Origin of the sequence: Pseudoalteromonas sp. OFAV1 (assembly GCF_021532595.1) — a bacterium.
Taxonomy (GTDB): Bacteria; Pseudomonadota; Gammaproteobacteria; order Enterobacterales; family Alteromonadaceae; genus Pseudoalteromonas; species Pseudoalteromonas lipolytica_C.
Window position 1 is genome coordinate 1 of record NZ_JAKGBG010000061.1, and the last position, 25,348, is coordinate 25,348.

The window sequence follows — 25,348 nt, forward strand, 5'->3', positions numbered from 1 at the left end:
ATCTGTACGAGTGCCCACACAGATGATTGCTTTATATTGTTAAAGAACGTTGCGACGTTGTCGCTAGGGATGCGTATAATACATCCTTAATTTTTCGAGTCAATACTTAATTTCAAACTTTCTTTCGATAATTTGAAACCGAAGTTTCACTTAACTCTCTGCTACGTTGTTCAGCGTCTTTCGTTGCTGTCCGCCGTGTCAGTGGGGTCGCATTATAGGGAGATCTAAAAACAGATCAACACTTTTTTTTGATCTTTTTACTGTTCGCTCAAAAAGTAAACTAAATTTACCGAAAATAGCAAAACAGGTTGCGATTATGGCTGTTTTTTAAGGCAATATTCATAATTTAATGCAAATTTCATTGCTATGTTCATTTAACTCGTTAAGATAGCAAGTTCACAATGTTAAATTAATGTTTATTTCTTGTTTATTGGTAGATCAAAATGAAATTACCCGATCAAAAATCTTTTCTTTTCTCCGTTATTCTTGCTGTATTAGGGTTTGTTGTTGTTAAGTTTGCATTCGCGAGCTTGGCGTTAGACCCAGCATTGCTATTTGGTGCAGGCTTATTAATTGGTGCTTTAGTTATCGCAGCTCTTTCATCAACGTCAAGTGAGGAGGCCGAAGTAAAAACAAAAACACTTTATGTTGGCAACCTACCTTATCGTGCAAATGAAGGTGTTGTTCGTGCTTTATTTGAAGAACAAGGCAAAGTGTTCAACGTACGTTTATTAAAAGATAAAAACACAGGTAAACGCCGTGGCTTTGGTTTTGTTGAAATGGCTGAAGTGGATGCAGATAATGCAATTAATCAATTAAATGATAGTGAGTTCCAGCAACGTACTTTAAAAGTACGTGAAGCAAAACAAAAACAAGAGAACGAGGCTAATGGTTTCCGCGAGGGATCTGATCAGTCAGCGTAATGAGTTCTACACTTAATTGCGAATGACAAATAGGAGCCGTTGCATAATAGTGCAGCGGCTTTTTTTTACCTGTTGTAAAGGTAAAGCCACGTAAAGAGATTAAACTCTCAACCCGCTTAGCAATCGCTTTGCCTGAATCAATAAGTATAATCCGTTGTTTGTAGTAATTACTAATCGCGCTGGCAAGTAATGGAAAGTGCGTACAGCCAAGTACCAACACATCTATCTCTTCTGCTATCGCTAAATCACTCAATACTTTTGCAAGCTTTGCTTCATTAAGTATCTGCGTATGAAATAGTGCTTCTGCAATTTCCACAAGCGTCGTTGAACCATATAAGCTGACTCGAGTGCCTTGGCTATGAGTACTAATTAAGTTTGCAGTATAGCGGCTCTTGTTTGTTGATGGGGTTGCCAATAACCCGATATGTTTACTTTTACTTATAGCGCACGCAGGCTTGATCGCTGGCACTACACCAACAACTTCTATATTAGTATAAGGTCGAATTGCCTCTAAGGCTGATGTTGAAGCGGTGTTACAGGCTATTACTAGTATATCTACCTGCAGCGCTCTACTTTCTATAAAGCAAAGTAAAGCAAGTAAGCGGTCAATAATGGTTTGTTGGCTTTGAGAACCATAAGGTAATAATGCATTATCCATGAAATAGCTATAATCAGCATTTGGGATCAATGCTTGGATCTGTTCAAGTACAGTGGTTCCACCTATACCTGAATCAAACACCATAATATGGACTGACAAACTGCTTACCTCGGATCATCAAAGGCCAGCAGTTTGCCATGCAGTTTTAGAAAAAGAAAGTTGCGGTTATGAGTCTTGCTCAGAAGCTGAACGCAACTTGTTCATTTGCTCGAACATTGCTTTGGTATAATCAACTAACTTACTGACTTCCTCTTTGTCTTGATTCAACCATTGTAAGATACCAGCTAGTTCATTTTGCAAACCTATGTCGCCGGCTTTATTAAATGCCTGTTTTAGGTCGTCATTAAACGGCGCTATTTTCTCGGCGACTTCTTTTTCAGGAGCTGGTTTATATTCTTCATAGCCTTTTATCGCAGCCACTGTTTTGGTTTGCTTCAGATCCATCGTAAAGCCAACGAGTTGTTCATTACCTAAGTTCAACTCTTTCGCTTGTTCAAAGGCTTCTTCTAATGAACCAGAGAAGAATGTCTCACTGACACTTTGCAAGTCTTCCATCAATTCATTGATAGCTTGTTGCTCTTGCTCATTTAAATCACCATTGACTGTCATCGAAAATGACAAGTCGCGTGATTGCGAAGATTCACTAACAAACGCTTCGTTATCGCCATTTTTACTGTAGCTACTTGCCGATTTACTTTCATAGGCATCTGCAAAGCTAATACTTACTTCATCACCTTCAGCCGTTGTAAAAGTGTATTCTGCGTTATTACTTAAACTAAGGTATTGAGCTTGGCTTACTGAAACTGCGTTCGGTTTAGGGTTGAATAAATCATCTTCTAGCTCATCTATACCTTTATAGATGCCTTCTTTAGATTTTTCGATGCCTTCTTTTATATCATCATTAAGAATGCCTGACTCTTTGAGCTCATCATACGCATCGTCGATACCCATTTGCACACCTTTGCGTGCATCACCTAGCATGCCTTTGAGTTTTTCATCATCAGCACCATCGGCTTTTGCTTTGCGAAGTGCACCACCAACAAAGTCGAGTACGTTTTTAACGATCTCTTCAAAATCAAATAGCGGTTTATCTTTTTTCTCTTCAGCTTTAGGTAAGCCAAGAGCTGCAGCTAGTTTATCATCAAGAACTTTTGCTGCCAGCTCTCGCCCGCGTTGCTGATAACTGTCTTGACGATTTTGAATGGCAGGCTGCTGCAGTGCCTGTTTGCCATTGTATTTATTCACATTTGTATTAGGTATATAGCCTAGATTGCCAATTTTCATGATCCGACTCCATGTTATGGTTATCTCATTATCGGCCAAAAACCACATAACTTAAGTTTTTTGTATAAAAAAACGACACTAAAATAAATAACAAAACTAGACAAATCCTCAGCGCTCCCTACAATAGCGCCGTTATAAAGCTAAGAGATAAAAGGTAATCAGCCATGGCGGTTATAAAAATTGATACAACTCAATACGATGCACAATTGAGTGAGAAAGAGCAGCGCATCACTAACCAGTTTCGACGTTTTGGAGTCGAAAAATTAGAGGTGTTTGGCTCTGATCCTATTCATTACCGCCAACGTGCAGAGTTTCGTGTATGGCATGAGGGTGAAGACTTATTTCACATCATGTTTGATCAGCAAACCAAAGAGAAAATTCGTGTTGATGAGTTTGACCCTGCAGCACCTTTAGTCGGTGAAGTGATGCAAGCCATGATCGAAAACTTAAAGGGCAGCGAAATTCTGCGCCGTAAGTTATTTCAAATTGATTACCTTTCTAGCCTAAGTGGTGAAATCCTCGTTAGCTTGTTATATCACAAACAATTAGATGAGCAGTGGTTACAAGCAATTAAAGAGCTGAAAACAAAATTAAGCGCACAGTTTAAAATTGATTTTATTGGCCGTGCGCGTAAGCAAAAAGAAGTGATTGGTAACGATTACGTCATTGAGCGCCTTAATGTAAACGGTAAAGAATTAATTTATCAACAAGTCGAAAATAGCTTTACGCAACCGAATGCGAAAGTGAATATCAAGATGCTAGAGTGGGCACAAGCACTATGCCAGCCACTTAGCAATGACTTACTAGAGCTATACTGCGGGAATGGTAATTTCTCAATTGCCCTTGCGGGTTCATTCGACCGGGTATTAGCCACAGAGATTTCAAAATCATCGGTTTACTCAGCGCAATACAATATCGCGCAGAATAAAGTTGAGAACTTAGATATCATTCGTATGTCGAGTGAAGAGTTTACTCAAGCGATGAAAGGCGAGCGTACTTTCTCTCGTTTAGATGGCATTGACCTGACAAGCTATAACTGCCAAACAATCTTAGTAGATCCACCACGCGCAGGCATGGACACGCTAACGTGTGACTTAGTTGCTAACTACGACAATATTATTTATATCTCGTGTAATCCAGACACCCTTGAGCGTGACCTTGATCACCTATGTAAAACCCATGAAGTAAAACGTTTTGCGATCTTCGATCAATTCCCTTATACCCACCACATCGAATCAGGTGTGTTTTTGCAACGCAAATAAAATCATTTCTCTGCCAGCGCAGCAAATAGCGCTGGCAACTGCTGCTCGCTGTATACTGCTATATTATTGTCGATTAACAGCTTTGCAGTTAATCCCATGCCTGAAATTTTCTTTCCAGAATGACTACCATCGTAAATAGTATTGCGACCGCATGAAGGACTTGATTCTTTTAATAATGCATAACGAATGCCCTGCTTTTGACAAAGCTTAAGTGCTTGTTCTGCGCCGTAAGCAAATTGTACAGTTACATCCTGCGAATCTTTGGTAAGTACTCTTCCTGCTTTTATTTCTGCAGGCGGTCTTGGCGTGGGCAGCCCACCAGCTACTTCAGGACAGAATGCGATGAGCCTTCCCTGCTGTTTGAGTGTTTCTAAGCCTGGATGAAGTAAATTTTGCGATTGCCCATCATAACGAACAGGGTTTCCTAATAAACAACTTGAAACTAATAATTTTTGCATGTGCTGTACCAACAAAAAAGCTCCGCGAACGGAGCTTTTATTTTAATTAAGCTAAGCTTACTTATCTGCTAGGTAATTAATTAAACCAGCCATGCTTTTAGCATCGCTAATACCTGAGTCTGCACCTAAGATTAAACGGTATTTACCGTTAACAATAAAGGTTGGAACGCCTTTTAAAGCACCTTTTTGTTGATAGTACTCTTGATCACGTGCCATTTTAGACGCCATCGTGCGTACAGAAAAACTGTTGTAGTACTTATCAAAGTCTTCTGCTGTTACACCTTGTGAAACGAAGATGTCTTTCATATCAGCTAATTCATTAATGCGTGCACGCTTACCATGAATATGATTAAACACAGCCGCGACTAATGCATCTTTCTGTGGTAATACATTCGCTGTTGCATAAGCCTGCGCTAAGATAGTTTGAATTTCTGGATCACGAGGGCCGGAAAAGTTCACATGACTCTTTTTGAACTTAACACCTTCTTTCAGAAGCGTTTTAAGCTCTTTTACTACTGGCTCGAAGTTATTACAATGCGGGCAATAAAATGAAAAGAACTCTTTTACTTCTGGCTTTTTAGAAGCGCGTGCATCAATTGTTTCATAATGCTTCCCTTCTTCGTATTGCGCTGCCGTTGCATTAGCCGCTAAACCTAGCGTCATAGCCATAAATGCAGCCTTTACTAACTTGATCATTACTTCATCACTCCAACATTATTGTTTTAATAAAAATGCGACTAACTCATCAAGCATCTGTTGGCTCTTGATGGTATTTAAATTAATTTTATATTTATCATTAACGATAAAAGTAGGTACACCTGTTAATGCGCCCATCTCTGAGTACTGCTGTTGCTTGTCACGCATTGCCTTCTCTGCGCTGATCACTGGCATACTCGCAATATCAGTATCAAACACGTCACTTGTAATACCGTTAGTGGCCAGTAATGCTTTAACATCTTTTAGGTCTTGAAGCAGTACACGTTGCTTGTGGATGCTATTAAAAATTTGGTCAGCAACTTGTTCACCTTTACCATGCTGTTTAGCAATTAGGTAAGCATAACTTAGGTTACTTTGTGTTTGCTTTGAAACACCACCTAAAAAGTTAACATGGCTTTTTACAAACTCTGTGCCTTCTGGCAATTTAGACGCAAGCGCTTTTGCAACTGGCTCAAATTGAAAACAATGTGGACAATAGAATGAGAAAAACTCTGTAACTTGCGGCGCTTTACTTTTTTCAACGTTTAATACTTCGTATTGATTTCCCGCTTCAAAATTCGCTGCTAATGCTGCGAATGGTAAACATAAAATAAGTAGACTTAACTTTAATTTTTTGAACATTGTTTTCTCGTCTCTAATTAAATTTAAAATTTATGGTAATAATTTTAACGGCGCTTCTTGTAACGCTGCAAGTTGTTCTTTTAGGGCTAATATTTGCTGTTCCCAGTATTTGTCTTCAGCAAACCAAGAAAAGTTCCGAGGAAATGCCGGATCATCCCATCTTTTTGCAAGCCAGCCCATATAATGAACCATGCGCATCGCTCTGAGTGGCTCAATTAACTTTAATTGGCTGTGATCAAAGTCACAAAATTCTTCATAAGCAGCCACTAAGGTGTCTAACTGTAACAGTTGATTGTTACGATCGCCACTGAGCATCATCCATAAGTCTTGAATTGCAGGACCTTGACGACTGTCATCTAAATCAACAAACATCAATGCATCACCCGACCACAATATATTTCCAGCATGACAGTCGCCGTGCAGGCGGATAGTTTCAACATTTTTATACTGCTCAGTGGTTTCTTTGATAACTAAATCTAAAATAGTATAAAAAGGGTTTTCAAGTGACATGGGCACCAAGTTACTTGCTTGTAACTGAACTTTAGCTGTCTGTAGGTATTCTTCGCAACTGATCACCGGACGATGTTTAAAAGGAGAAGCTTTTGCTACTTGGTGCATTCGTCCGATTAAACGGCCAAGCACATCGAGTTGATCTAAATTATCAACTTCAAAAATTCGACCACCAACACTTGGAAACAAAGCAAATAAATAACCATTATGTTCAAATAAGCTTTGCCCATCTTTTAGCACAGGTGCAACAACAGGCACCTCTGCATCGGCCAACTCAAAGGCAAATGCATGCTCTTCTAAAATTTGCTCTTTACTCCAACGCTCAGGTCGGTAGAACTTAACGACATAACGATGACCATCTTCTGCTTTAAATTGATAAACACGATTTTCGTAGCTATTTAAAGCCAATAAACCTGATTCAGCATAAATACCTATACTCTCGACTGCATCTAAAATTGAATCAGGCGTTAGGTCAACAAAACTAAATTTACTCATAATGTCTCATCATATAAAAAAAGCGGGAAAACCCCGCTTTTTATTCATCTGCTCAGTGTACTGAATTATTGTCCTTTAAAGAAGTTACTCGACTGCGAAATCTGCACATCAGGCTGACCATCAACAGAAAGTATAAATTCGAACTTAGTCATCGGTTTCTTCAAATCATAGGGATCAACAACCAGTGATAAAGGTACGTTATACGATTCGCCAGATGAAACGGTAAAACTTTGCTTACCTATGTATTCAAAGTTATCTAACCCTTCAACACTAATATTAAACGTCTGGTCGTACTGAGCTTTATTGATCACTTTTAGTGTGTAGGTGTTTTCGACCAAGCCGTTAAAGTCAACTCGGTATAACTGATTACGGTCGCGAATAATGTCAAAATCCATTGGTTTTCGCATCGCAATATTAGTGATCAAAGCACCGGTTAAGATTACTAAAATAACGAGATAACCAATTAATTTAGGACGCAACGCATGAGTTTTATTATCAGGCGTTTCTAAATTGCGCTCTGTGGTGTACGAAATAAGCCCGCGTGGATAATTCATTTTATCCATTACTCCATCACATGCATCTATACACGCACCACAGTTAATGCACTCATATTGTAAACCATTACGAATGTCGATACCTGTTGGGCACACCTGCACACACAAGTTACAGTCAATACAATCACCTAAGCCAAGCTCTTTTGGATCTTGTTTACGTGAACGTGGGCCACGGCTTTCACCGCGCGCTTCATCATAACTTACCGTGAAGGTATCTTTATCGAACATCGCTGATTGAAAGCGTGAATAAGGACAAATATGTAAACACATAATTTCACGCATCCAACCCGCGTTACCATAAGTACATACCGCAAATACCGCTAAACAAATATACGAATACGCTGTTGCATCAAGCGTAAACAGATCTGGTAGTAGCTGGCGAATAGGTGTGAAGTAACCGACAAAGGTAAAGGCGGTATAAAGTGAAAATAACCACCAGCTGGTGTGCTTCGCAGTTTTACGCCAAAATTTATCAAAGTCCATAGGACGCTGATCAAGCTTTTTACGTTGGTTGGCACTACCTTCAAACTTTTCTTCAAACCAAATAAAAATAAAAGTCCAAACAGTTTGTGGACAGGTATAACCACACCAGACACGTCCATAAAAAGTAGTCACTAAGAATAATGCAAACGCTGCCAGCATTAAAATGAAAGCAAGGATAGTCAAATCTTGCGGCCAAAGCGTCAACCCAAAAATATTAAATTTCTGACCTACTAAATCAAATAATACAGCTTGTTGGCCGTGAAAATTAATCCAAGGAAGAAGCATAAACGCAAGCATGCCTACAAAGCCAATTCGCTGCCTTAGTAATTGATGTAAACCTGTTACAGCTCTTACATAAATTCGGTTACGTGGATTAAACCTATCATCAAGGGAAGCATTTTCCGGTTTTTGGATTTTTACTTCCGTTGGGATATTTTTAACTTTAATTTGTTTATCCATCAAAATTCCTCAACGCCACTAGGAAATATGTTTTTCATTTATAGGCTTGCAAAATCAACTAAGCAAATCAGAATACATCTCATTACATTCAAAGATTTCTGAAACTTCTAACCTATCGTTGCTATTATACTCAATCTATAAAAAATTTCAGGTTTTGATCTCACCTATTATTTTTAACTATTTAATCTTATCTGCTTGCTTTTAAAACAACCATTTTATTAAACTTGTCACTAAACCTCCTTTACTTAGATCAAAGATGATTGTGTTATGAAAAAATTTCTTATTTTAGTGCTTATTGTTTTAGCATTGTTCACGATTGACCACCCTTTGATCAAAGAGCCTAGAGAGCGCTTATTAGGCGATGGCATAAGTTTGCTTTCTGATGCTAGTAAAGTAAATCGAAGCCCAGCGGCTAATCTAGCTAAAAGTAATATTAAGACCCAACTTAATTTATCAAACTCTGAGCTAGAGTATGTTGAAGACACATTTACAACCGATGAAAAGCTGCAAGTATTCCATTTGCATTACTGCCGAGAAAAGGATATTAATTTATACTTTTACGGCGAGCGCCTAAACCGCGTGTGTAGTATTGTCGCAAATGCATTGGAAGAAAGGTTAAACAAGTAGTGGATTTTTCAGCGCTTAATAAAAGAACGAGTGACTCATTTGCAAAGCAACGCAATATGCTAAAAAAGCTGAGCAAAGGACAAACCTTGTACTGTGAAACATGTAAAGGTGCCCTCACCTTAGATTTAAAAACAGATCAACCAGGTAAAGGCGTTGTGCGCTGTGCAAAAGGTTGCACAGATATTCTATTAGAGCTGGGTTAATTCCAGCCCTCATCATTATAAAGCTGGCTATTTACCGCAGCCACCTCTATTAGTTCAGCAAAACCAGTGGCAAACTCATTCATTACTTCATATTGCTGCTGGCAAAGCTGTCCTTCAGATAAACCATTTTCGGTTGCAATAGCGGCGATTTCAGTACTTTCAATGGCAAAAAAACCTAAGCTCTGTAAGGCGGTTGTTAATGCTTCTTTGAGCTCATCGGCTAAGTGCGGCGCTCCCAATAGCTTATTCAGGTAGCCTTGTGCTCCGTGTATGAAGCCTTGGCTCCAATGCTGGCATTCTTGAATATCTAAATAGTCCTGTCCTTGTGAGCTAAATTTCAAGCTCACAGGTAATGAAAAGCCGGTTTCAAATACTTGTTCACTAATTTTTTGATACAAGGCCATAAAAGCAAACAATACTTGCTCATCCATTTGCCCATCACAGCCTGGCGCAATTTCTTCTAACCACTGATGAACATCAAGCGGCTCTGGTGCGCAAATTACTGCAAACAAATAGCCTTGGGTTTGCGCTAATGAAAGAGCATTTTGTTGCTGTGCCAAAAATTGACTCAGTAAATCACTTTGCTGCTTTGAAAACTCAGGTAATTGCATATTGTTCTATTAGTCCAGTTTAAAAGTTAAGCGGATATCGACCTTCATTATCTGCACGACCAAGAAACTTTGCAGCATCATGCACTTCTTTTGGTAAGCTTGCCTCTGGTTTAATATAACCTGCAACTTTAAAATCTAAATTCGCTTTTAATGTTGCATCAGCTTCAAGCCCTAAACGATTATCAGGATCAACCAGTACTGCAATATCACCTGATTTACAACTTAAGCGACCACTTAACGGACCAATACTGAACCAGCCATTCATCCCTTGCACATCAATATTAGGACTGGCAATTTCACCTGCTAAGCTGTCACAGTAAGGCTGACCAGAACTGTATTCATCTAGGTCAACAATCACACGTCCTTGAGCATTAATGGGTAATGGCAGCTTTAGGCGCTCCATCGCACGCTCAACAGTTAAACGTAAGGTGGTATTTTTAACGGTGACTGACTGATTAAATAGCCCATATGAAAAGTCTGCGCGGCCAGAAATATCAGCCTTATCACGTGGGTCTCCAAAGCGAACAGTACCTACTAACTTACCTGTAAATAGAGACCAGCCCGATAATTGCCAACGAACATTATTTAATTGTTCACCATCAAAACGCACTTGCATTACACGGCCGTCCCACAGTGAGCCACTGGCTTTACCCAACTGCAATTGTTTTGGTAAATGAGGTGCCGCTAAATCGAGTGCAACACTGGCGGGTGTTTTAATAAGCGTAAACACCAAAAAACACATCACAAATACAGTGATTAATAAAATAATTTTTTTCATCGCTTACTTCTCTAGTACCAAACGACTTACACGCACAAAGCCCGGCTTGTCATCTTTACTTAAATCTAAATTTTCGATGAGAACCCCTTGCGAATTGACCAGCTCATCAAGCCACTCAACAAGTTTATTAAATTCAACAGAATCAATTGTTAAGCGTAATGAATTATCATTTGGTTGCATTTTGCTAATCGTGATCTGATAACGGTTACGAGTACTGTTGACAATTTGACTTAAATTACGGTTATTGGTGACTCGCGCGCTACCACTGGCTTTAAGCTTGACGATACTGTCATCTACCCAAGCAAGTAGTTCTTGCTGCTTAATATTGTCTTGTTCAGCTTTTTCTATTGCTGTATTGAGAGGCCTGAACACACCCATTACTAGCACAAAAATCACAAACACAACGCCAGCAACCATGACAAGTTGCTGCTCTTGTTCTTTTAATGAACGCCAATAATTAATTAATTGGTCTTTCATGCAGCACCTCGCAACTTAATTTCACCAACGACATAATCGCCATCATTATTCAAGGAACCTTGATCAACCGTTAAACCACGTTGTTCTAAGATAGCTTTCACCTTGCCAAATGATTGGAAATCTTTGCCTCGCGCACGAATACGTAATTCATTGCGGCCATGATCATAACGGAGTGTCTCTGGGGTAAAATCTTTCACTTCTGCAAAGATTGCAACCAGATCATTAGTTAAGTCTAAGAAACCTGCACTATTTCCGCCCTCAATAAGTGCCAGCTCGTTACGAATTTGACTTCGAATTAATTGCGGACGTACCTTTTTATTAGGAAAAGCACGTTGATAATTTGAGACGACTTCTGCTTTGGTTGCTTCTAGTTGGCTGTTAAGTTTATAAAGTTCGAGAGACTTAACACCAACACTACACACTAAAGCGATGCCAGCAGCAATCGCCGCTTTTTTCCAATAGCCCCACCAAATAGCAGATTTTTTCTTTAGCTGGTAAATACCTTGACGTAAGTTAAAACTTACTTCAGGTAATTGCTTTGCAAACAAGGCTAAAGGCAAATCATACTGCTCTGTTTTGGCTGTCAGTGTGACCGTGTCTGGAAAGTCAGTTGCCGGGCTAAAATGAGCAACACTAGGATTACCTATAGCGGTTAAATAACCGTGCAACCAACTCTTTTCTACAGCTGCTATATGCCAATCACCAAGCTTACATAACCACTGACCATTTAACTCTACAGCGCGAAGCTGAGTATGATCCTCAACGCGTGGCAACAATAATGCGTCAGGAAGTACTTTAAATACTTCAATAGCGTGCTCACTAAATTGAGCTAACCATTGCTCAAACCACTCTCGGTCAGTCATCGCAATATTAATTGCATGCTTTTCTTCGATAGTTGTTGGCTCAGCGATTGCGATAAATAAATCGTCGACATCGCAAGCTATTTCTTCTTCTAGCATGTAAGGAAGTGCTTGCTCTAGCTTACGACTCCACTTAGTTGGCAGTGCTACTGTTTTTAATTGCACTTGGTCGCTTGGCAATAGAACAACGACCTCACGTGATTGTGCTTTTTCTGTTAGTTCACCAAGATGTGCCGCGTTGGCAATATCGCCACTAGCAATTATTTCTTCTTCTGTTGGTGAGTAAATAAGCCAGTTAAGGCTGTCTGTTAATGTATGACCCGTACGGATCAACAATATTTCTGTCACTGTACGCCTCCAAATTTTCGCGCCAGTATCGTTACTTTACCATTATTGGCATGGAGTAAGGTGGTCATCGAAAAACGCAGCTCTGCAAATTCAGCCTGCGTTTGTAGTTTAAAGTATTCACTGTTGATGGTGAACAGGCCTTCAACTGCTTTCACATTCTGTGCGCCCTGTTGATTTACCTCTTCAAAAAATGCTTCTAAATCATCAAAGCCTTTTTCAGGGCGTGATGATAAAACGGTTTCTGCGCCAGAAAGACTAAGCCCCTCAATGAGTGAGCTTAAAATAATCGCACTTTCTGTCGGTAGCGTATTTACATTAATAGCCATGAGTTCACTACCTGGGATCACACACACGAATGGTAGTATTTTTTCCATCACTAGTGGGTTAAAACCTTTTATTAAACGCAGTTCAGATGGAGAAGCGAAATAACTGTTAGCTGTCATATAAGGATAATCTCGCGATAAGTATTCGTCTTCTTCGGCACCTGAGCGATAGGTAATGCTATCAGCATCTAGCCAATCATAAACACTATCAGCCATGGCTTCTTCTGACTCATCAGAGGGTAAATCCTCTATATTCTCTAATAGTGCTAAGAGCGCTTTATGTGCTGGATTTGTTTTGTTATTAGGATCTTTTTCTAGGTCAGGTTCAGCATGCAATGCATTCAAATTTAGGCACGCCTGTAAATCTGTGATTGTCCCAGTTAACATGCCATGATCAACTGGATAAGGAACCCCTCCTTGTTGTGCCCACACTTGCCCTAAATGTGTTTTATCTGGATCATCTTCTTTAGCTTGTTTTAGCGCTTTAATTGCTAATTCTTCAGCGGCAAACGCATACCACTTTGCTTGCTGATGATTTTGAATATTGCTGCTGCGCTGTACCTGCACCATTAAATTAGCACTCATTTCGACAGCTAACATAGCAGCAAGCGCTACAATAAATAACACAATCACGAGTGCAGCACCTTGAGAGCGTTTAAAACTAATCATGGCTGACTATTCGCTCCTTGTGTTGAGGTCGTAACTTTACCTTCACCTGGCACTAAAAATACGCGACGAATTGGCTCTTGCTCAATTTTTTTAATGGTGACGGCAACCGCTTTAGGAAGTGCTTTTATTTGCCATTGCTCTTGCCACTCATCTTTATCATCTAAAAACTCAAACTTAAGTTCTTCAATATCTTCTAGAATCACTTGAGAGCGTGGTTCAATATTATCTAATTGATCAACATAAACGCGGTAAACACGTTCTAAGTTATCATCAATAACGCGATAACCAACAGCTTGTAATTCAGAGCGTGGCAGTAAGTTTATTGGGTTAACCCAGCCATCTCGTACAAAGCCAATGCCATCGTATTGGCTGTCTAATACGTAGCGCCCTGCTAAAATGTACGTATCTTGAAAATCACCGGCTTCATTGCGCACTTGGCGCTTAGTCATCTGACTAAAATCTTGGTCCATCAGCCGAAACAATGTTTGTAAACCGTTAAGTTCAGCAATGGTTTCATCTGAGGCATCTTTGGCTTTGGTCGTCGAGTCTAAAATTTGATGTGTTGAGAGCACCACGAAAGCTAAAATGCCCATGGCAATAATCACTTCAAGCAAAGTAAAACCGCGTTGCTTCACTACTTATCACCTTTATTTAAATAAGTAGAAAGCTCATAAACTGGGTATTCTAACTTTTCATCTGCAAATACATTAATAGTCACTTTAACAAAGCTTTTGTCAGCAGTTGGCGCGACATCTTGTCGCCAATACCAGTCAAAACCTGCAAGTGTCTGCGTCCCTTTTGTGCCGTTCTTCCCTGCCCATTTTTCACCTTTGGCACGTTGCTCAACCATGACATTTTCAGCAACCCATGATGCATATGTTTGCTCTTCTATCGACGAAAGATGATTAATGTGCTCACCAGTCGCCTGCATAGCGGCAATGCCCGCCATTGCGCAAATAGCGAGTGCAACCATTACTTCTAATAACGTGAAACCTGTTGATTTAATCATTATTCTGGTTCCCTACGAAGCTTAACAGGGGCCATGAATTCGCCTTCAATAAAGTATTGCGGCTCACGCTCATCTTTAAGCTCATAAACCAATTGAAACGCACTCACCTCGCCAGAAGAGAGTATAAGCACTTGCGGTATTTTCAGCTTTTGCAACTCAAGTAAACTATCTTCATCACCGCCACTCATTAACTCGCGCCAGTTAGACTGCTCAAGTAAGTTTTGTTCAGCCCATGCTAAATCATCAAGATTTAGTGTTAGCTTAAACCGTTCATCGACTTTAATTGGTGCAAATAGTTTTTCACGGTCAAAGGTTATCCATTTTTCACCATCAAAAACCAAAAATTCAAGTGTTTCTTTATCAAGATGAAAACCGAGCTCAACTTGGTTCAAAATGGCGAACTCAGATGCCATATTAATCGCGGTATGTATTTTGAGCGCTTGTTTTTCGAGTTCTTCCTCTGCCCCCCCATCGAAACTATAAGCGACCATTTTGGTAACAAAGCCAATTACCACAAGCACCATTAAAATTTCGATGAGGCTAAACCCTTTGGCACTGCCTGCCCGAGAAGCCAAATGCAAACGACCAAGGCTTACCATAACAGTAAGCCTTGTTCAGTAATAACATTGAGCAAATGGCTAAGCATATACATTATTGCTTTTCTTCATCCCAGTTACCGATATCATCATCAGTGCCGGCTTCACCATCCGGACCCATCGAGAAAATATCAACTTTACCGATTTCTCCTGGGCTGATTAGCTGGTATGGATTACCCCATGGATCCTCTGGTAGCTTTTCAAGAAACCCACCATCAGGAAAACGCTTAGGAATAGGCTCAATACTCGTTTTAGTAACAAGTGCTTCAAGCCCCTGCTCTGTCGTAGGATACGTTTTGTTCTTAAGCTTATAGAGACTTAACGCATCTTCGATTTGTTGAATATCTAGATGTGCTTTGTCGATTGCTGCTTCTTCTTGCTGCCCCATAATATTTGGTGCCACAATTGACATAATCATACCGATGATAACCAGTACCACCATGACTTCTAATAATGAGAAACCTGACTGTTTGTTCACAAAAAATACCTCTAACTTACTTCAATAAATTATTATAGAGCGACAGTAATAACTGCTACTCTACCGTTCCCTGATTTAAAGACCTACAGCTTTATTCATTGCCATAATTGGTTGCAGTATCGCCATTACAATAAACAAAACAATAACAGCCATTGAAGCTATCATCGCAGGCTCTAAGAGCTTTAACGATACATTAACCATGCTTTCAAACTCGCGATCTTGGTTGTTTGCCGCGCGTTCTAGCATTTGTTCCAATTCACCTGATTTTTCACCACTGGCAATCATATGTAGCATCATCGGTGGAAACAGCTTCGTTTGCTGAAGTGCAGCACGAAGGCTGGCACCCTCACTGACACGCGTTGCTGCATCTTGCACCGATTTTTTCATTTTTTCGTTCACTAATACCCCACCTGAAATACGCATTCCTTCAAGTAAGGGCACCGAACTAGATGATAAAATACTTAATGTTCGTGCAAAGCGGGCAGTATTAACACCTCTGGCTACTTTACCAATACCCGGTAAATACAACACTTTTTCATCAAGCCAATAGCGAATATGCGGTCGTTTCAGCGCCTGCTTTATGCCTACCGCTATGGCAGTTATGACCACCAAGCTAATAAACCAGTAATTTTGTACAAAGTTACTGGCCGCCATAACCCATTCTGTAGTCCAAGGTAAAACTTGCTTAGACTTTTCAAATGTCTTTAAAATCTTAGGCACTACAGTACCGAGCAACACAGATACGATAGCAATTGCAAATACAACAAGGATAGTCGGATACACCATCGCTTGTGTTATTTGACTACGCATATGCTGTCGTTGTTCCGTGTAATCAGCTAAACGATTAAGAACTTGATCTAAGTGACCTGACTTTTCACCCGCTGCCACCATTGCGCGATATAAATCATCAAACACATGCGGAAACTCACTCATGCCATCGGCAAGCGTATAGCCTTCAACTACTTTTGAGCGTACGGCCATCAACATGCGCTTTAAGCGTGGCTTCTCACATTGCTCTGCGACCGCCATTACAGCCCCTTCCACAGGTAAAGCCGATTGAATCAAGGTGGCAAGCTGACGGGTAATTAAAGCTAAATCTGAGGTGGAGATCTTTGGCTTAAAAAAACCACTAAAGAGAGACTTTTTAGCCCCTTTCACTTGTTTTTCGCCTTCTGCCGCAGCAACAACCTCTAAAGGCATTAGGCCTTGATCACGCAAAGTTTGGCGAATTTGTTTTACCGTATCGGCCTCAAGAATGCCTTTTTTCTCTTTACCTTTACCATCTAAGGCTCGGTACTCAAACGCTGCCATAGTTAACCTTCCTCACGTGTTACACGTAAGACTTCTTCTAAGGTTGTACGGCCAGCTAATACACGGCTACAGCCATCCTGACGAATACTTGGGCTATGCTTGCGGATGTATTTCTCAACGCTTTGCTCACCTTTACCACTGTGGATCATTTCACGAATTGTTTCATCAACAACTAATAATTCATGAATACCTGTACGACCGCGATAACCGTTAAAGTTACACTCTTCACAACCCACAGCTCGGTAAATTGTTGGTGGCTCAGCAGGGTTTACACCCAGTAGCTGACACTCACGTTCATCGGCAATGTGACCTTCTTTACAAGTATTACATAAAGTACGCACTAGGCGTTGCGACAATACACCTAATAACGACGATGAAAGTAAGAAAGGCTCAACACCCATGTCTTCCATACGTGTGATTGCACCGGCTGCCGTATTAGTGTGCAGAGTCGACATTACTAAGTGACCAGTTAATGACGCTTGAACACCTATTTGTGCTGTTTCAAGGTCACGGATCTCACCAACCATTACTACGTCAGGGTCTTGACGAAGGATGGCGCGCAGACCGCGTGCAAAGGTCATATCTACTTTGGTATTTACCTGAGTTTGCCCAATACCTGGGATCTCGTACTCGATTGGATCTTCAACCGTAAGAATGTTGCGATCGCGTGAGTTAATTTGACTCATACCCGCATACAAGGTGGTACTTTTACCAGAACCCGTTGGACCGGTTACTAAGATAATACCGTGCGGCTTACTAATTAAATCAGCAAATAGCTCTCGATTACGCTCAGTCATCCCTAAATCTTCAAGATTCAAGCGCGCATTATTTTTATCAAGTAGACGCAGCACGACACGCTCACCAAAGCTTGATGGCATCGTTGATACACGCACATCAACAGCACGACCAGCAATACGTAAACTAATTCGACCATCCTGCGGGATACGTTTCTCTGCGATATCGAGTTTTGCCATAACCTTAATTCGCGACACTAACAATGAAGCGAGTTTACGATTAGGTTTTAATACTTCTTTTAAAACGCCATCAACCCTAAAGCGAATAACAAGTTCTTGCTCAAAGGTTTCGATATGAATATCCGAGGCACCTTCTTTAATTGCTTCGCTCAGCATCGCGTTGATCAGCTTGATGATTGGTGCATCGTCATCACCAGCCAAAAGATCTTCAGTTTGCGGTAATTCATCGGCCAACGAGAATAAATCAACCTCGTTACCAATATCTTCCATCATCTGTTGCGTTTCAGAACTATCACGCTGGTACGAAGCCTCTAGCAATAGCTCAAATTTATCATCTGGTAATTGCTCTAACGAAAAACCATGACCAGCAATACGACGTACTTCAAGCAGTCCATCTAGGTTTAACTCACCGCGATAAAACACAGTCCAGTTATCTTGATTTTTGCTTAGCAATACGCCTGTGCGACGTGCATACGAGAACGGCAACCGCTTCGTTGGCAAGCTAACAAGATCATCACTTGTTAAAAGCTCATCATGAGTAGTTGTCGTGTCATGGACTAACTCGTCATTAATCTCGGTAATTGCATTAGTCATCGTTGCGCTCATTCGCGTTTTGTTGTTTTAGGTACTCTTCGTAAGTTGGCGGTAATACCAAAGCGTCATTCCATTCAGGAAGGATTGGTGCATCCGTCAACGGCATTAAATCAATACCATCTTCTTTTTGTTTATGTTGTTCGCCACGGATAAAGTTATATTTCGAGTGGCTCAGTTTATTCATGCTAATGCCATCGCGCACAATGGTAGGACGAATAAATACAATCAAGTTACGCTTGCGCTTATTTGTACTTGTTGAACGGAATAAATGACCAAGTACAGGGATATCTCCTAATAATGGCACTTTAGATACACTTTCCTGCACATCTTCATCAATCAAGCCACCTAGCACAACCATGCCACCATCGTCAGCCATAACGGTGGTTTTAATAGCACGCTTATTAACTGAAATATCAACTGCTGTAGCGCCACTAACACTTGATACTTCTTGTTCAATTGTTAGCTGTACTGCAGAGCCGTCATTAATTTGCGGTGTTACTTTAAGTTTTACACCCACTTCTTGACGTTCAACTGTTTGGAATGGATTTGCGTTATTTGAGCCTGTTTGTGAACCTGTGATAATAGGTACTTCTTGACCAACAATCATCGACGCTTCTTCGTTATCCATGGTCGTAACAGACGGTGTGGCAAGAATGTTTGAGTTAGTATCTGTAGATACTGCTTGAATAATTGCACCCCAGTCATTTTTCACGATACCCATTGCGAGTCCGTTAATACCACCAAGCAATTGCCCTAAAGGACCTAAATCACCTTCTACAGTTTCTTCATATGGCGTTGTATTACCAGTCTCACTGCCTGTAATCGTTTTTTGTACCGTTTTATCACGTGCTTGCTCAGCTGCAACAGCTAACGAACCAACAGGCACTGTTGTGCCATTGTTGAACTGCATCATCCCGCCTTGCTCTGAAATCCACTGCAAGCCTAAATTGATTCCATCAGCTTCTAACACTTCAACGATAATAGCCTCGACAAGTACCTGCGCTCGGCGTACATCAAGACGGTCTATTACTTGTTCAAGTGAGCGCATGGTATCTGGCTGGGCAGTAATAACCAGCGAGTTAGAATCTGGGTGCGCTTCAATACTTGTTTCGTTTTGGTTGCGCGTACGAGTCTTAGTTGCACCACCTTGCGCATCTTCTGCTAGCGTTTTACTCACACCCTGTAATACTTTTACAAGATCTTCAGCTTTTGCGTAGTTTAAATAGATAACCTTGGTATTACCTTGGTTTTCAAGCTCTCCATCTAAGCGACTGATAAGATCAACAGCACGAGTTCGTGCTTGTGCTTCACCGCTGACAATCACACTGTTAGTACGTCCATCAGCAACAACTTTAGGGATCAAAAACTCTGGAATGCTGCCTTTGCCACCATCTTTGTAAATATTATCAACGACAGACACTACATCGTCTGCGGTAGCAAATTTAAGTTTTACGATATCAACGCGTTTATCACCCGCTTGGTCAACTGAGCGTATAATTTCGACTAAGCGGTTCACCGATGCAGCATGGCCTGTCAACATCATCACGTTTGCAGCATTGAAGTTAGCAACATGGCCACCATCTTTTTGGTCATTAAACTGACGAATGAGTGGGCCTAATTCTTGTACACTAACATTCTTCACTCTAACGACACGCGTCACCATCATATCGCCACTGGCTTGATTATCTTCAGTGATCAAAGGGACGTTTGATTTTTTTGCGTCTGAGCTTTTCTCAATCTTGATAATACCGTTATCCATTTCTACAACTGAATAACCGTATACTTCGAGTACATTTAAGAAGAACTGATAATAGAGTTTTTCATCCATTAATTCGTAGCTGCGCACATTCACTTTACCGCGCACACTAGGGTCAATAATCACCGTTTTATTTAGGTTTTTACCCACGATATTAATGAATTCATTAATATCTGTTCCCTTAAAGTTTGCTGCATATTCAACAGCAGAAACTGAAAGCGATAATCCTGTTAATAAAAAAAGCGCTGCATATTTTGCTAACCCTTTCTTAATTTTTCTGAGGTGTAGCGCGTGAACCATTCTATAAAAACTCCAAAGCTAGTTATTGCAGGCTAAATTGCACATCAATTTGCTCACCATCGCGTTCGATAGTGATGCTGGCGTCAGTACTATTTCGTAATTCGTTAATTGCTGACATTGCCTGTTTTAAATCGTTTAATTGATAGCCATTTATTGCAATAGCTAAATCATTATTCATTAATCCCATTTGCTTAAATAGCGCAGGGTCTTTTCCTGGGCTCAAGCGGTAGCCCACCAATTCACCGTCTACCATCGCTTGAGAAACACGAATGTAGTCAAATAATTTCCCTGGATCGTCTAATACTTCTTCGCGGGTCTCGATAAGAGCGTCTTTTACCTCTTCATCTTCTGTCGCGTTAATTTGTTCAATTTCATCAAGCTGAGGACCATCCATTAAAGCTGGCTCTTCACGCTCTGCCAATACTGGCATAGACACTGTTTTAGTGAAGTCGAGTCCATCTAGCATTAGAGTCTCGAAACGGCCATTAACATCTAAAATGACACGGTCAGGTAATACCTGAGCTAGCTTTGCGCGAGTGCCTTGAACAGCATCATCAACCACATAAGTTTCTTGTTTACCCTGTGATTCAATTATTGCAAGACCAGCTTGATCATTTTGACTTACCGCAACAATGCCAGTCAGATTTATACTGAGGCGAGTTTCAGGGGCATTGTTAATAACTTTATTCTGTTTTTTTGTATCATTTTTACTTTCGGCTACTGCTTTACCGAATAAATTTTGCTCAATGATTTGTCTCGAGTTTACGGTTTCAACTCGTTTTGAAGTGGTATAGGCGGTATTGATTGGCAATGCTTTGGTATCAGGCTCCGGCCAAGCTAGCCAAAACAACTTTGAAGATAAAAATGCAATATAAACAACAACTAACAGCACTACAAGTGCACTTAGCTTGGCGTGTGGTAAGCCGTTTAAAAACTGTCTAACTTGTTGTAAGTGTTGTTCCATATACTCTATTTCTTTTTTTAATTTACAGCTTGATAGCTGGCCTATAGTACCTTTTCATTTTTCATTCAACAAGCACACCGATATTAAACTTTGTAAACGAGGTTATTTTGCAGAACAAAGCAGGTAAGGAATAGCTATGACTATTTCTTTGTTATTAAGTTTCATGGTAGATTTTGTCTATATATTAGCAGCTTTAAAAGAGCACAATTGTGTCAAAAGGTAACACTCAGCAGTCGAAAGATACTAAAGATGAGTTAAGCGTGCGCCTTGATAAGTGGTTATGGGCTGCCCGCTTTTACAAAACTCGTTCAGTCGCACGAGACATGGTGCAAGGTGGCAAAGTACATTATAATGGACAACGAACAAAACCCAGCAAAATCGTCGAAGTGGGTGCAGTCGTAAAACTACTGCAAGGAGTCGACGAAAAGGTTGTGATAATAGAAAAGATCCTTGAAAAACGTCAAGGCGCCCCCATTGCACAAACCTTATACCAAGAAACTCAAGCAAGTATTGAGAAACGCGAAGCAAATGCTATCGCCCGTAAGAACAACAGCTTCTTTGCTCCACATCCTGAGCGTAAACCAGATAAAAAGCAAAGACGTGAACTGTTAAAACTGAAATCAAGTTAGGTAATGCAACTCATGCAACAAGATTTACTTCATCGTTATATATTTGATCAGCTTGATGTACGTGGTGAACTCGTACAAATTGACAAAACTTATCAAGAAATGATCGCGAACCATAATTACCCTGTTGCAGTGCAAACACTGTTAGGTGAATTGCTGGTTGCGACATGCTTATTAACAGCCACATTAAAGTTTGAAGGTGAAATCGCCGTACAACTACAAGGTGATGGTCCTGTAAAATACGCTGTAATTAATGGTGACGATAAACAAAATATGCGTGGTGTCGCTCGCCTGCAGGGTGAAGTAACAGGCAGCACTATTAAAGAACTAATTGGTAATGGCTACATGGTTATTACTATTACACCTACAAAAGGCGAACGTTACCAAGGTATTGTGCCACTAGAGCACGATAGCTTAGATAAATGTCTTGAAAACTACTTTGAACAATCAGAGCAGTTAAAAACACGCCTTTGGTTTGCAACTGAGGTTACAGCAGAATCAGCAAAAGCTGCTGGCTTATTTTTACAAGTATTGCCTGTAAATAAAGAAAAGTCAGTTGAAGACTTTACGCATCTTGAAGCTATCAGTAATACCATCAAAGATGATGAATTATTACACTTAGATGCAAACACAGTACTAACTCGTCTATATCATGAAGACAACCCGCAGTTATTCGAGCCACAAGCAATCAATTTCCGTTGTGGTTGCAGCAGAGACAAAACTATTGCTGCACTCGTTAATGTAGGCCAAGACGAATTACTTGCAGATGTAAAAGCAAATGGTGAAGTGAAAATTAGCTGCCACTATTGCTTAAAAGACTACATTTTCGATGAACAAGAAATAAAGTCTATTTTCAATTAAAACTGCAACTATAATATTATTATATTAAAAGCCGCACTGAGTGCGGCTTTTTTATTAAAAAAAGTTTAAAAACTAATGATACCGGTGTCATGAAAAAGTGACATTTTATGACACCGGTATCATTGAAATTATTCATGTTTTTTGCCAAATATATGCCTTTTTAAGCCCTTCAGACACTCGAATATCCCTAATCCTTCTGTTACTATTCTTTTAGCAAAAGGGAAAACTAAGAACCCCAGAGCTATCCCGTTCAATCTCTCACAATTTAGGTATAAACATGACTGCAAACGCTACTAGTTTTGTTGATCTTACTGCAGCTGAACTTGTCGAACACGCTATTCGTCGTGGCGAAGGGACTCTAGCCGCTAATGGTGCTTTTGTTGCAAAAACCGGTGAACGCACTGGCCGCTCTCCAAAAGATCGTTTTATTGTTCAAGAGCCAAGCACTGAAAACGAAATCCAATGGGGCAACGTAAACCGCCCATTCGATGCAGACAAGTTTGACGCGTTATGGGCACGTGTAGAACAACACGTGAAAAGCAACGACCACTTCATCTCTCACCTAGAAGTTGGCGCTGATCCTGAGCATTATTTACCAGTTGTAGTAACAACAGAAACTGCATGGCATCACATTTTTGCCAAAAACATGTTTATCGAACCACAAACATACAATACTGCTGACTTTCCAGAGTGGCAGGTCATGAACGTACCTTCATTTGTATGTGACCCAGAGCGCGATGGCACTAACAGTGATGGCACTGTAATCATCAACTTCGCACAACGTAAAGTGTTACTGGCTGGTATGCGCTACGCAGGCGAAATGAAGAAATCAATGTTCTCTGTTCAAAACTTCCTACTTCCTGCAAAAGGTGTATTACCAATGCACTGTTCTGCAAACGTAGGTGAAGCAGGCGACACAGCCTTATTCTTCGGTTTATCTGGTACAGGTAAAACAACATTATCAGCGGATCCTACTCGTTTCCTTATTGGTGATGACGAGCACGGTTGGGCACCTGGTAGCGTATTTAATATCGAAGGTGGTTGTTACGCGAAATGTATCGACCTATCACAAAAGAACGAACCCGTTATTTGGAATGCAATTCGCTTCGGTACAATCTTAGAAAACGTGGTACTTGACGAAAACCGTGTACCAGATTTCCATGATACTAGCCTTACACAGAACAGCCGTGCAGCTTACCCTCTAGAGCACGTTGAAAAACGTAAAGTAGAAAACCGAGCTGGCGAGCCAAAAGCTGTTGTATTCTTAACATGTGACGTGAGCGGTGTGTTACCTCCAGTTTCAGTACTAACTGAAGAAGCTGCAGCGTACCACTTCCTAAGCGGTTACACTGCGAAAGTTGGTTCAACTGAAATCGGTTCAACTAGCGACATCGAGTCTACATTCTCAACATGTTTCGGTGCTCCGTTCTTCCCACGCCCTGCAGGCGTTTACGCAGAGCTTCTAATGAAGCGTGTACGTGAATTCGGCGCAAAAGTATACCTAGTTAACACAGGCTGGACTGGCGGCCCTTACGGTACTGGTCAACGTTTCGATATCCCAACGACACGTGCTGTAGTTGATGCCATTGTATCTGGTAAACTAGCTGACGTAGAGACTCAACACATCGACGTACTTAACCTAGATGTACCAGTGGCAGTACCTGGTGTAGACAGCCAACTTCTTAACCCAATCAACACATGGGAAGATAAAGAGAAGTACGCAGAATACGCAAACAAACTAGCTTCAGACTTCACTGAAAACTTTGCTAAATACGATGTTTCAGAAGCAATCAAATCAGCAGGTCCAAAAGCTTAATATCAAGCTTACCTTCAGATTTAAAAACGCCAGCTATATGCTGGCGTTTTTGTTTTTGGATCATGAGTTACGTTTGAAGTCTGCCGTAGGTTGGGTAGAGCGAAGCGAAACCTGACATCAATAGAGCTTTCAGCTGTCAGCCGCGCGGTGGAGGTGTCTGGTACTGCGTCTCCATCTGCCGGAGGCTGTAGCCTCTTGGCTCTAGGCTCTAGGCTCTAGGCTCTAGGCTCTAGGTAAAGTGTACTTGTAGGAATTGCTTTAGCCATGAATGTGTTTGTTTTAGTTTGAATTCGGCACTGAAGTGCCTCCTACGAGGCTTTGTTACTGAGGGAGACTCAGTTACCTAACAACTCGGTAGATCAACTGACATCTATTATCTGCCGTCTGAGATAAGCATCACATAGGAATAGCTTTAGCCATGAATGTGTTTGTTATAGTTTGAATTCGGCACTGAAGTGCCTCCTACGAGGCTTTGTTACTAAGGGAGACTCAGTTACCTAACAACTCGGTAGATCAACTGACATCTATTATCTGACGTCTGATATCCTGTGTTTATGTTGGGTTTCGCTTCGCTCTACCCAACCTACCTAAAGAATGAATAAGGCACATTGTGTGAATAGCTTAAACGCAAAAAAGCCCGACTCTTTCGAATCGGGCTTTCTCTTATTTGGAGCCTGGCGATGTCCTACTTTCACATGGCAAATGCCACACTATCATCGGCGCTGTTTCGTTTCACTACTGAG

General features: G+C 40.7%; 27 protein-coding genes. 7 read left to right on the forward strand and 20 right to left on the reverse strand.

All coding sequences use genetic code 11. The features are described 5' to 3' along the window. The first annotated feature begins 443 nt into the window (after positions 1-443). Complete coding sequence (locus L1267_RS21320) at positions 444-923, forward strand: RNA recognition motif domain-containing protein (RefSeq protein ID WP_135922822.1); 480 nt, start codon at positions 444-446, stop codon at positions 921-923. Here L1267_RS21320 and murI read toward each other — a convergent pair. Both murI and L1267_RS21330 read right to left on the reverse strand, forming a co-directional pair. Continuing rightward, positions 886-1,680, reverse strand: coding sequence for a glutamate racemase (gene murI / locus L1267_RS21325; protein ID WP_235384039.1), 795 nt, complete (start codon positions 1,678-1,680; stop codon positions 886-888). The genes L1267_RS21320 and murI overlap by 38 nt on opposite strands. A gap of 66 nt (positions 1,681-1,746) precedes the next feature. After that, a complete protein-coding gene (locus L1267_RS21330) occupies positions 1,747-2,865 on the reverse strand; it encodes a DUF5610 domain-containing protein (protein WP_135922824.1) in 1,119 nt (372 codons plus the stop codon). 164 nt (positions 2,866-3,029) lie between these two features. Between L1267_RS21330 and trmA the strand changes: the two genes are divergently transcribed. Next, complete coding sequence (gene trmA / locus L1267_RS21335; RefSeq protein ID WP_135922825.1) at positions 3,030-4,127, forward strand: tRNA (uridine(54)-C5)-methyltransferase TrmA; 1,098 nt, start codon at positions 3,030-3,032, stop codon at positions 4,125-4,127. Positions 4,128-4,129: 2 nt separating this feature from the next. On the opposite strand, the gene L1267_RS21340 is transcribed toward trmA, so the two are convergent. The 5 genes from L1267_RS21340 to ccoG form a co-directional block, all read right to left on the reverse strand. Next, positions 4,130-4,585, reverse strand: a complete 456-nt coding sequence (locus L1267_RS21340) for a DUF523 domain-containing protein (protein WP_235384040.1) — start codon at positions 4,583-4,585, stop codon at positions 4,130-4,132. A 57-nt stretch (positions 4,586-4,642) separates the two neighbouring features. Beyond that, entirely contained in the window at positions 4,643-5,281 is a 639-nt protein-coding gene (locus L1267_RS21345) for a thiol:disulfide interchange protein DsbA/DsbL (RefSeq protein WP_235384041.1), read from the reverse strand. Between the two features lie 18 nt (positions 5,282-5,299). After that, positions 5,300-5,923, reverse strand: a complete 624-nt coding sequence (locus tag L1267_RS21350) for a thiol:disulfide interchange protein DsbA/DsbL (RefSeq protein ID WP_138558764.1) — start codon at positions 5,921-5,923, stop codon at positions 5,300-5,302. A 30-nt stretch (positions 5,924-5,953) separates the two neighbouring features. Next, the gene (locus L1267_RS21355; RefSeq protein WP_235384042.1) at positions 5,954-6,928 is read right to left on the reverse strand and encodes a serine/threonine protein kinase; all 975 of its coding nucleotides are present in this window, start codon (positions 6,926-6,928) and stop codon (positions 5,954-5,956) included. Between the two features lie 65 nt (positions 6,929-6,993). Further along, positions 6,994-8,424 carry a cytochrome c oxidase accessory protein CcoG gene (ccoG, locus tag L1267_RS21360; RefSeq protein ID WP_138558765.1) on the reverse strand — a complete coding sequence of 477 codons (1,431 nt, stop codon included), beginning with the start codon at positions 8,422-8,424 and terminating at the stop codon, positions 6,994-6,996. Between the two features lie 267 nt (positions 8,425-8,691). Between ccoG and L1267_RS21365 the strand changes: the two genes are divergently transcribed. Together L1267_RS21365 and L1267_RS21370 are read left to right on the forward strand one after the other, a co-directional pair. Continuing rightward, complete coding sequence (locus tag L1267_RS21365; RefSeq protein WP_135922831.1) at positions 8,692-9,051, forward strand: hypothetical protein; 360 nt, start codon at positions 8,692-8,694, stop codon at positions 9,049-9,051. Beyond that, a complete protein-coding gene (locus tag L1267_RS21370) occupies positions 9,051-9,254 on the forward strand; it encodes a hypothetical protein (RefSeq protein WP_135922832.1) in 204 nt (67 codons plus the stop codon). Before L1267_RS21365 ends, L1267_RS21370 begins: the two co-directional genes overlap by 1 nt. Here L1267_RS21370 and L1267_RS21375 read toward each other — a convergent pair. The 13 genes from L1267_RS21375 to gspC form a co-directional block, all read right to left on the reverse strand. After that, positions 9,251-9,865 (reverse strand): UPF0149 family protein, encoded by a 615-nt coding sequence (locus L1267_RS21375; protein ID WP_235384044.1) that lies wholly within the window; start codon positions 9,863-9,865, stop codon positions 9,251-9,253. The genes L1267_RS21370 and L1267_RS21375 overlap by 4 nt on opposite strands. Positions 9,866-9,884: 19 nt before the next feature. Beyond that, the gene (locus L1267_RS21380; protein WP_135922834.1) at positions 9,885-10,643 is read right to left on the reverse strand and encodes a type II secretion system protein N; all 759 of its coding nucleotides are present in this window, start codon (positions 10,641-10,643) and stop codon (positions 9,885-9,887) included. A gap of 3 nt (positions 10,644-10,646) precedes the next feature. Beyond that, complete coding sequence (gspM, locus tag L1267_RS21385) at positions 10,647-11,120, reverse strand: type II secretion system protein GspM (protein ID WP_135922835.1); 474 nt, start codon at positions 11,118-11,120, stop codon at positions 10,647-10,649. Then, positions 11,117-12,328, reverse strand: coding sequence for a type II secretion system protein GspL (gspL, locus tag L1267_RS21390; protein ID WP_138558769.1), 1,212 nt, complete (start codon positions 12,326-12,328; stop codon positions 11,117-11,119). Before gspL ends, gspM begins: the two co-directional genes overlap by 4 nt. Beyond that, positions 12,325-13,320, reverse strand: a complete 996-nt coding sequence (gene gspK, locus L1267_RS21395) for a type II secretion system minor pseudopilin GspK (protein ID WP_171040472.1) — start codon at positions 13,318-13,320, stop codon at positions 12,325-12,327. The genes gspL and gspK overlap by 4 nt, the downstream gene beginning before the upstream one ends. Further along, entirely contained in the window at positions 13,317-13,955 is a 639-nt protein-coding gene (gene gspJ, locus L1267_RS21400) for a type II secretion system minor pseudopilin GspJ (protein WP_135922837.1), read from the reverse strand. Before gspJ ends, gspK begins: the two co-directional genes overlap by 4 nt. Beyond that, complete coding sequence (gene gspI / locus L1267_RS21405; RefSeq protein WP_235384045.1) at positions 13,955-14,329, reverse strand: type II secretion system minor pseudopilin GspI; 375 nt, start codon at positions 14,327-14,329, stop codon at positions 13,955-13,957. The genes gspJ and gspI overlap by 1 nt, the downstream gene beginning before the upstream one ends. After that, on the reverse strand, positions 14,329-14,928 hold the full coding sequence (locus L1267_RS21410; protein ID WP_199526735.1) for a prepilin-type N-terminal cleavage/methylation domain-containing protein: 600 nt from the start codon (positions 14,926-14,928) through the stop codon (positions 14,329-14,331). Before L1267_RS21410 ends, gspI begins: the two co-directional genes overlap by 1 nt. A 52-nt stretch (positions 14,929-14,980) precedes the next feature. Continuing rightward, the gene (gspG, locus tag L1267_RS21415; protein WP_135922840.1) at positions 14,981-15,403 is read right to left on the reverse strand and encodes a type II secretion system major pseudopilin GspG; all 423 of its coding nucleotides are present in this window, start codon (positions 15,401-15,403) and stop codon (positions 14,981-14,983) included. Positions 15,404-15,478: 75 nt separating this feature from the next. Beyond that, positions 15,479-16,714, reverse strand: a complete 1,236-nt coding sequence (gene gspF / locus L1267_RS21420; RefSeq protein ID WP_235384046.1) for a type II secretion system inner membrane protein GspF — start codon at positions 16,712-16,714, stop codon at positions 15,479-15,481. A gap of 2 nt (positions 16,715-16,716) precedes the next feature. Beyond that, positions 16,717-18,282 (reverse strand): type II secretion system ATPase GspE, encoded by a 1,566-nt coding sequence (gene gspE, locus L1267_RS21425; RefSeq protein WP_235384047.1) that lies wholly within the window; start codon positions 18,280-18,282, stop codon positions 16,717-16,719. Beyond that, the gene (gene gspD / locus L1267_RS21430; protein ID WP_135922843.1) at positions 18,275-20,338 is read right to left on the reverse strand and encodes a type II secretion system secretin GspD; all 2,064 of its coding nucleotides are present in this window, start codon (positions 20,336-20,338) and stop codon (positions 18,275-18,277) included. The genes gspE and gspD overlap by 8 nt, the downstream gene beginning before the upstream one ends. Positions 20,339-20,360: 22 nt before the next feature. Further along, positions 20,361-21,302: a type II secretion system protein GspC gene (gene gspC / locus L1267_RS21435; RefSeq protein WP_235384048.1), complete on the reverse strand. Its 942-nt coding sequence runs from the start codon at positions 21,300-21,302 to the stop codon at positions 20,361-20,363. Between the two features lie 206 nt (positions 21,303-21,508). Here gspC and hslR point away from each other — a divergent pair, with 206 nt between their 5' ends. The 3 genes from hslR (at position 21,509) to L1267_RS21450 (ending at position 24,605) form a co-directional block, all read left to right on the forward strand. Beyond that, on the forward strand, positions 21,509-21,931 hold the full coding sequence (gene hslR / locus L1267_RS21440) for a ribosome-associated heat shock protein Hsp15 (RefSeq protein ID WP_421968124.1): 423 nt from the start codon (positions 21,509-21,511) through the stop codon (positions 21,929-21,931). 12 nt (positions 21,932-21,943) lie between these two features. Continuing rightward, positions 21,944-22,789 carry an Hsp33 family molecular chaperone HslO gene (hslO, locus tag L1267_RS21445; protein ID WP_138558772.1) on the forward strand — a complete coding sequence of 282 codons (846 nt, stop codon included), beginning with the start codon at positions 21,944-21,946 and terminating at the stop codon, positions 22,787-22,789. 277 nt (positions 22,790-23,066) lie between these two features. Further along, complete coding sequence (locus L1267_RS21450) at positions 23,067-24,605, forward strand: phosphoenolpyruvate carboxykinase (RefSeq protein WP_138558773.1); 1,539 nt, start codon at positions 23,067-23,069, stop codon at positions 24,603-24,605. The last annotated feature ends 743 nt before the right edge of the window (positions 24,606-25,348 follow it).